The following is a 731-nucleotide window of genomic DNA, read 5'->3' as shown; positions in this document are numbered from 1 at the left end:
AAAAAATTAAGATACTCAAACAACTCTGTGAAATCCTTGAACAAGTGGATAATCCAAACTCAATAATAGAGCTCCGGGAGACAATGGAGGCCTTTTTAGAAGTACATAAACAAACCATCGAAGAGCACCGCATTCCCTTCGGAAAGTGGAGTTTTTTTAGTCCTGAATCCCCCACTCACACCGATACATTTCTCACTGAGAAAATGAACAGCCTGAACACTTAAGTGTTAGTGGCATTTTAAACAACAAAATGCCACTGGTTTTTCTTAAAAAAATATCCAAGCGGTTGTTTAATAATTCCTTAATAAGAAACGGGTATACTTGAACAATAGTTTCGCAATATGAGCTACTCATGTTGCATAGTATGGAAGTCATCAAGATGTTAGCTGTATTAGAGCTTAAAGCCTATCACAACATAAGACAGTGCTCTGTTGCTGAAATCGTTCATGCCATCGAATTCCCAAGCCATAAAATCCCCGCGCACTAACAACCACTCACTAAGAGAATTTCGCCAGTTATTTGGCTTGCTAAGGCAACTGTAGGCTGGCTGTCCGCTCCCTTATGGTCGCGGCTCGGTTGTTCGTGCTCGATTAAACATTGCCCCCAATCCAGTCCAATTCAATCCGAGTCGCTACCATAGGGTGGCGCATAGCAACTCCTACTCCACATCGGTCGTAATCTCTTAATAACCCTTGATCAACCTATTTAAAGGAGAACCGATATGACAGAAT

General features: G+C 41.5%; 2 protein-coding genes. Both read left to right on the top strand.

The features are described 5' to 3' along the window. Positions 1 to 224 (top strand): hypothetical protein (locus Lwal_RS17760; RefSeq protein ID WP_193787237.1); only part of this gene is annotated, 224 nt, incomplete at its 5' end. Positions 225 to 352: 128 nt separating this feature from the next. Beyond that, complete coding sequence (locus Lwal_RS18080; RefSeq protein WP_269458304.1) at positions 353 to 487, top strand: hypothetical protein; 135 nt, start codon at positions 353 to 355, stop codon at positions 485 to 487. Positions 488 to 731 lie beyond the last annotated feature (244 nt).

The sequence above is a fragment of the Legionella waltersii genome, assembly GCF_001468085.1.
GTDB lineage: Bacteria > Pseudomonadota > Gammaproteobacteria > Legionellales > Legionellaceae > Legionella > Legionella waltersii.
The sequence above is the reverse complement of the archived record's forward strand: the minus strand, read 5'-3'. Positions and strand labels throughout refer to the sequence as shown.